The sequence below is a fragment of the Streptomyces sp. NPDC058741 genome, assembly GCF_042746715.1.
In the GTDB taxonomy this organism is placed as follows: Bacteria; Actinomycetota; Actinomycetes; order Streptomycetales; family Streptomycetaceae; genus Streptomyces.
Window position 1 is genome coordinate 23066 of record NZ_JBHYQH010000059.1, and the last position, 6655, is coordinate 29720.

General features: G+C 71.6%; 6 protein-coding genes and 2 pseudogenes. 6 read left to right on the forward strand and 2 right to left on the reverse strand.

Annotation, left to right across the window (positions count from 1 at the left end; translation table 11 throughout):
• Nucleotides 1-87 precede the first annotated feature (87 nt).
• From ACFW6P_RS29650 to ACFW6P_RS29670, 5 genes and pseudogenes are all read left to right on the forward strand, one after another.
• Nucleotides 88-680: pseudogene (locus ACFW6P_RS29650) on the forward strand (DUF4291 domain-containing protein).
• 82 nt (nt 681-762) lie between these two features.
• Entirely contained in the window at nt 763-1185 is a 423-nt protein-coding gene (locus tag ACFW6P_RS29655) for a DUF350 domain-containing protein (RefSeq protein WP_386359754.1), read from the forward strand.
• Between the two features lie 476 nt (nt 1186-1661).
• Nucleotides 1662-2885 (forward strand): serine/threonine-protein kinase, encoded by a 1224-nt coding sequence (locus tag ACFW6P_RS29660; RefSeq protein ID WP_386425430.1) that lies wholly within the window; start codon nt 1662-1664, stop codon nt 2883-2885.
• Between the two features lie 132 nt (nt 2886-3017).
• The gene (locus tag ACFW6P_RS29665; protein WP_386359757.1) at nt 3018-3710 is read left to right on the forward strand and encodes a GAF and ANTAR domain-containing protein; all 693 of its coding nucleotides are present in this window, start codon (nt 3018-3020) and stop codon (nt 3708-3710) included.
• 114 nt (nt 3711-3824) lie between these two features.
• Nucleotides 3825-4325: an ATP-binding protein gene (locus ACFW6P_RS29670; protein WP_386425424.1), complete on the forward strand. Its 501-nt coding sequence runs from the start codon at nt 3825-3827 to the stop codon at nt 4323-4325.
• A gap of 800 nt (nt 4326-5125) precedes the next feature.
• Here ACFW6P_RS29670 and ACFW6P_RS29675 read toward each other — a convergent pair.
• Together ACFW6P_RS29675 and ACFW6P_RS29680 are read right to left on the reverse strand one after the other, a co-directional pair.
• On the reverse strand, nt 5126-5404 hold the full coding sequence (locus ACFW6P_RS29675) for a GlsB/YeaQ/YmgE family stress response membrane protein (protein ID WP_386359761.1): 279 nt from the start codon (nt 5402-5404) through the stop codon (nt 5126-5128).
• A 79-nt stretch (nt 5405-5483) separates the two neighbouring features.
• Nucleotides 5484-5837, reverse strand: a pseudogene (locus ACFW6P_RS29680) (ATP-binding cassette domain-containing protein); the annotation flags it as partial.
• A gap of 278 nt (nt 5838-6115) precedes the next feature.
• Between ACFW6P_RS29680 and ACFW6P_RS29685 the strand changes: the two are divergent.
• Nucleotides 6116-6553, forward strand: coding sequence for an ATP-binding protein (locus ACFW6P_RS29685; protein WP_386359764.1), 438 nt, complete (start codon nt 6116-6118; stop codon nt 6551-6553).
• Nucleotides 6554-6655: the final 102 nt, after the last annotated feature.

Genomic DNA, 6655 nt, shown 5'->3' on the forward strand with positions numbered 1-6655 from the left:
GGTCCCGTGAGGATCGTGCGGGGCCGAAAGTCTACCCGCCGCGGTAATCGGATGGCGCGCGCGGGGCGGAGTGATCACCCTGGTCCGATGACAGAACCCCAGTACCGGATCCGGGCGCTGCACACGGACTCCACGATCACCGTCTACCAGGCGTACCGGCCGGGGATCGGTCTGGCCGCGGCCCGGGACGGCCGTTTCCCGGCCGCGTGGCAGCGGGACCGCATGACGTGGATCAAGCCGTCGTTCCTGTGGATGATGTACCGCTGCGGGTGGGCCACCAAGCAAGGACAGGAGACCGTCCTCGCCGTCGAGATCACCCGGCAGGGCTTCGAGTGGGCACTGCGGCACGCCTGCCTGTCCCACTACGAGCACGGCCTCCATGGCGACCACACGGCGTGGAAGCGCCAGTTGAAGGGGTCTCCCGCCCGGGTGCAGTGGACCCCGAACGCGACCTGCGGCTGCAGCCGCTGCCCCACCGGTCGCTGCAGCTCGGTCTCGCCGGCGAAGCGGCACGCCGGTACGCCGACACGTGGATCGTCTCCGTCACCGACGTCACCCCGCTGGCCCGCACGATGCACGCCCTTGTCCGGGACGGGGAGACGGACGCCGCCCGGCACCTCCTGCCGCTGGAACGCCCCTACCCCGTGCGCGAGGAGCTCCTGAGCCACCTGCACCGGTAGCCCCGTTCAGCCGGCGGCACCCGTGCGCTACATTTTGCCTCTCCTTGACCGCCACCACCCACACCACGGAGTCGGCAACCACATGAGCGATATCGTCAACGGACTCGGGCGAGCGACCGCGTACGGCGGTCTGGGACTCGTCCTGCTGGTCCTGGGCATCGTCCTGGTCGACGTCCTGACGCCCGGAAAGCTCGGCCGGCAGATCTGGGAGCAGCGCAACCGCAACGCCGCCATGGTGCTCAGTTCCGCGCTGCTCGGCATAGGCGGCATCGTGTTCACGTCCATCTGGACGACCTACGAGGACTTCGGCAAGGGACTGGTCTCCACTGCCGTGTTCGGGCTGCTCGGGCTTGTGATGATGGCCGTCGCGTTCCTGGTGGTGGACCTGATCACGCCGGGGCGCCTGGGTGCGTCGCTGGTCGAGACGGAGCCGCATCCCGCGGTCTGGGTGACGGCGTCCTGCAACCTCGCCGTCTCCGCGATCATCTCGGCGTCCATCGCCTGACAGCCGCACCGGCGGCGGTGCCCCGCGAGGTGACCGTCCTCCCCTGGTGAACGCACACGCTCCGTTCCTCCTCTTGCAGGCGAAAACCCCCAATGGAATGGAGAGGAACGCGCTGTGGCGTCCACCCACACGTAGCCGTATACGTCCACGCCCGTACCCGGCCGAGCGATCGTGCTGGCCATGGCCGCCGCGGGATCCGGGCCGGCCGGCTCCGCCTTCGCCGCCGACGCGGGCGGGCGTGCCGATCTGCCGGGATGGACGGATCGATGTCACAAAGTGCGCCATAACGGTCGGGGCGCCAGATCGGTTCCCATGAGACCCCACTTCTCTCCCGCGAGCGGGTACTCGCGCTGGCGGGCAGGCGCGTTTCCGTCGCCTGCCCGCCCCGTACCGTCAGCCCGGGCTCAGGCTGGCCTGCCGCCCGTGCGGCGTCAGATCGGGGCCGGCCGAGCCGGTGGACGGGTGCACGCGTGCGGGTGTCGGATCGGTACGAGCTCCATGAACCGCTGGGGCGGGGTGCGATGGGCGAGGTCAGGCGCGCGACCGACCGGGTTCTCGGCCGGCCGGTGGCCGTGAAACTCCTCCACCCCGACGGGCCCGGGCAGGCCGCGGCGAACGGCGACGAGCGGTTCCGCCTGGAGGCCCGGACCGCGGCCCGCCTCAGTCATCGCAACCTGGTCGGTGTCTACGACGTCGGCTCCTGGGAGGGCCGGCCCTGCCTCGTGATGGAGTTCGTCGACGGATGGACCCTCGCCGAGGTGCGCAGGATGTGCGGTGTCCTGCCCTGGGAGGAGGCGACCGGGATCGCGGCGCAGCTGGCGGACGGCCTGGCCGCCGCGCACCGCCGGGGCGTGATCCACCGGGACATCAAGCCCGCCAACGTGATGCTCACCGCCGACGGCGGAGTGAAGATCACTGACTTCGGCATCGCCTGCTTCACCGACGAGGCCGCCGGCGGGGAGACCCCCGCGGAGAAGATCGTCGGAAGTGCCGCCTATCTGGCCCCGGAACGCGCCCTCGGCCGTCCCTGCGGGCCCGCGTCGGACGTGTACTCCCTGGGCTGCGTCCTGTACGAGCTGCTGTTCGGGCGGCCTCCGTTCACCGGCGCCACCTCGCTGCTCGTGGCGGAGCAGCAGGTGAACGCTCCGGCTGCCGTGCCCGACCCGTTCCGCGCGGAGACGCCGGAGCCACTGGCCGACTACGTGCTGCGGCTGCTCGCCAAGGATCCCGGGCGGCGCCCCACCGCCGAGCAGGCCGCGGCCTGGCTGGCCGCCCCGGGCCGCCCGCCCGGCGCATCGGCGTCTCCCCCGGTGGCGCCGGCCGGTCCGCCGCCGTCCCCAGCGGCGACGACCTGGCCTTCTCCCGCGAAGACCCTCCCCGCCGTACCGCGGCCGCCGGTCGCCCGGCGCATCAGCGCGTCCCGGCATGCGCTCGGCTCCGTCGGCGGCCTTGTCATGCTCGCCGTCTCGGCTACCTTCGGCGCGGTGCTCACCGGCGCGGGCGGGGGAACCGCCCCGGGCCCCGGACCCGTCCTGCCCGCCTCGGCTCCGGCCACCGGACAGCCCGGCACCGTACCCGCTCCACCCTCCGGGTCCGGCACAGCGGAGGAAGAGCAGCAAAAGGCTCCCGACGGGGAACGCGGGAGAGGAGAGCAGACGAGCAAGGAGCGGAACGCGGGGCGGAGCAAGGACGGCGAGTGAACCCGCCGTCGCCCCGGAGCAGAGGCGTCGCGCCCCGGAGCAGAGGTCCGCCGCGCTCCGGCTCACGCGGGAAGCCGCGGTCCCGGAGGCGGGCGGTAGTGTGAGCGGACTGATCGAGACAGGGGTGGCCGAATGCAGTGGCAGGAGTTCGCCGAGGAGATGGCTCAGCTCGCGCGGAGGCTGCTGGCGCAGAACTCGGTGCAGGCGACGCTCGACGAGATCGCTGTGTCGGCGGTGAAGCTGGTGGAGGGCTGTGACGCGGCCGGGATCCTGGCGGTGCGCAACGGCAAGGCCGTCACACTGGCCTCTTGTGGTGACATGGTCGAGGAGTCCGACCGTCTGCAGGGCGAGCTGCGCGAGGGGCCGTGCTTCGACCTCGCGCGAGGCACGGACGAGGACCGTGTCTTCCGGGTGGCCGACATGACCCAGCCCCGGGAGGACTGGCCCCGCTACGCGGCGGGGGCACGTGATCTGGGGATCGGCAGCATGACCGGGGTCCTGCTCTACACCCATGAGCACGACTTCGGTGCGCTGAACCTGTACGCCCGCCGCCCGGGCACCTTCACCAAGGAGGTGGAGACCGCCGGCTGGCTGCTCGCCTCGCACGCCGCGGTCGCGCTGGCCGACGCCCGGACCATCGACCAGCTCCAGCACGCCCTGGAAACACGCCACGCGATCGGCGAGGCGATGGGCATCCTCATGGAACGCCACGGCATGACCGAGGATGCCGCCTTCGCCGTCCTGCGCAGCATCTCCCAGCACCACAACATCAAGCTCCGCGACGTCGCCCAGCGCGTGCGCAGCGACCGCGCCGACCCGGCCTGATCACGAATCGAAAGAGCTCCGGCCGGGTCCGTATGCGCGGTGCACGCCCGGGTAGACGGTCGACGACAATCCGACGACCTCCACGGAACCGCGCATCACAAGGAAAGAGCTCATATGGTCATCCCGCTTATGAAGCAGGCGGATGAGCAGGGCAGGAACGAACGCACCGCGCTGCACTTCGGCGCGGCGTGGGCCGAAGGGGCCGTCTGCCCCGTCGAGGCACGGCTGGCCCTGAGTGTCTTCCTCTCCCATGCGCCGCGCATCGGCCGCACTTCCGTGCCGCCCCCGCTGCTCCTGGACGCCGAACTCGTCGTCAGCGAACTCGTCACCAATGCCATCCGGCACGCTCCCGGGCCCTGCGGCATGAACCTGCGACTGGCAAAGGAAGAACTCGCCATCACCGTATGGGACACCTCCACCGAGAGACCGGTGTTGAGGCGGAGCGACCGGCACGGCGTCGGTGGTCATGGAATGCGCGTGGTGCACCTGGTCAGCAGCACCGTGGAGGTGGACCTCCGCACCGACGGGAAACAGATCACCGCCTGCCTGGGCATGCCCCCGAAGAGCCCTGACCGGGGTACGGGCGGCTTTCCGCCGGATACACGTCCCGCATGACTTTGCCTGCGGGATTGCGTGCGGGTGACCGTGTCGTCGCACAACGGGCTGGTTCGCGGACACCGGCCACGGTCGCCCAGGTGCCGTCCGCGGTGGAAGGGGCCGCGGAGAGTTCGAAGCCGTGGTGCGCGTCGGCCGTGCTGACGGCGGCGTTCGGTGGGCGGCGGGGCCGGAAGGCCACGCCCGCGGGGATGGCATCCCTGGCCGTGGGACAACTGGTCTGCAACGGTCTGTGCAAGCAGCTCGCCGACCGGGCCAGACCACCCGGGCAGTGGTTCCCGCACGACGAGGTCGAGGTCCCGGCTCCTCGTCCTTCCCCTCCGGGCAGACCGCCGCCGCGGTCGCCGTCACCCCCACGTGGGCAGGCCGCCGGTGCCGCCTGTACGGTGCCGGCGGCCATGGTGGCCGTCGAGCGCGAGCAGTCTGGCGCGCGCTTCCCCACCGACTCCCCGCCCTCGGCCTGCTCAGCGCCTGGCTCACCCGGCGCCTCCCCCACCTGCTGCTCAAGAGCAGGCTCTAGGGACATGTTCCCTCCCCCGGAAGGGTCGCATCGGCTGATCGGCCCTCCGCAGCGCCAAGCCCCCTCGCAATCACTGGGTCGACACGACGTCGGGCCGTCATCTCCAGCAGGCCGCTGCCGGTGCGGGACCCCAGCGACGAACGACCGGGGGACGGCGCCGGGGGAAACCCCCCCGATCCTCGGGCGACAAGGCCCATGCCCGCGCACCAGGAAGGCTCCCTTCCCTATCAAGAGGGAGGGAGCCTTCCTGGTGCGCCCGGAGGCGGGTGTGCTCAGCGGGTCACGCGTGGCGGTGCGAGTGCCGGTTGCCGGTGACGACGCGGTAGAGGGCGAGCAGGATGAGGGAGCCGACGATAGCGGCGATCCAGGTGGAGAGCTCGAAGAAACCGTCGACGGAGTCGACGCCGAAGATGACCTTCCCGAGCCAGCCGCCGAGCAGACCACCGGCGATGCCGATGAGCATGGTGATGATGATGCCGCCCGGGTCCTTGCCCGGCATCAGGGCCTTGGCGATGGCGCCGGCGATCAGCCCGATGAGGATCCAAGCAATGATGCCCATAACGCTTCTCCGCTTCGTCGTGTAAGGAAGTTGTTAAGTCTTCGGGTGCGCCGAAACTGCACGGACAAACATCCGTTCTTCACATGGGTTCCGCCGACCGCAGAGCGAAGAGCGACAACCTTTCGGGAGTTGACGTCGGGTGAGGTGACGGGCCCCGCCCCAGGGTGAGCCGGCCGTCGTGGACCTCGGCGATCCGGTCGGCGGCGGTGAGGTGGGTGCGGTCGTGGGTGACCAGGACGGTGGCGGTGGCCCGCTGGTGCGTCAGCCGGGTGATCAGGTCGATGACGGCGGCGCCGCGTTCGTGGTCGAGGGCGCTGGTGGGTTCGTCGACCAGGAGGACGGCGGGGTCGTTCATCAGGGCGCGGGCGATGTTGACGCGCTGGCGCTGGCCGCTGGAGAGCTGGTGGGGACGGCGGCGCGCCTGGCCCACCAGGCGTGAGGGCCCTGCCGAGCTCCGGGCGGGAGACGACCCGCCGCGCGCGGACCGGCCATGTCACCGGTCTCGTGCGGTCGGTCCGCTCGGTCCGGTCGGGCCGTCTCGCGGACCGTGCGCGTGCACCCGTAGCGGCGGAGCCGCTGCGCTGCCGCGCCCCGGCCGCACGGGCGGCTCCGGCGGTCGTCAGGGGGCGTGCCCAGGCCTGTCGCGGCGGGTGACGGGTACAGGGTTCAGGCAGGGCTCGTGGGTGACGAAGGAGAGAGATGGGTGAGGCAGTGGCCGTGAAGGCGATGGGGTGGGCTCACTCGTTCCCCATGTCGGAGGGGGCGCGTGCCGGGCGGGAGTGGACACGAGGGCGGCTTGAGACCCTGCCCTGGGCGGCTGTCGAGCCGGACACGGTGGACGCCGTCGTGCTGGCCGTGTCCGAGCTGATCACCAACGCGCACCGGCACGCGCACAGCGACGCGCACCTGGTGCTCACGTGGGACGGCGACTGCCTTCATGTGAGCGTCCACGACGAGGATCCGACCCTGCCGACGCCGCGCGAGCCGGAGCCCGGCGACGTCGGTGGCCGCGGAGTGGCCATCGTGCGCGAGCTCGCCGACGAGTGGAACACGAAGTGCCAGCGGCACGGCAAGACGGTGACGGCGTGCTTCCGTCCGGCTGATCCCGACCCTGACCCCGGTCCCGGGACCGGGGGGCGTGAAGGCTGAGCGGCAGCGGCGTTCCACGGGTGCGACGGGGGAAACCGGCGGGTGGGAGGAGGGGCGCGGCGGAAAGACGGGGGGGGGGGTCGGCCGCGGAGAAGCGACGGG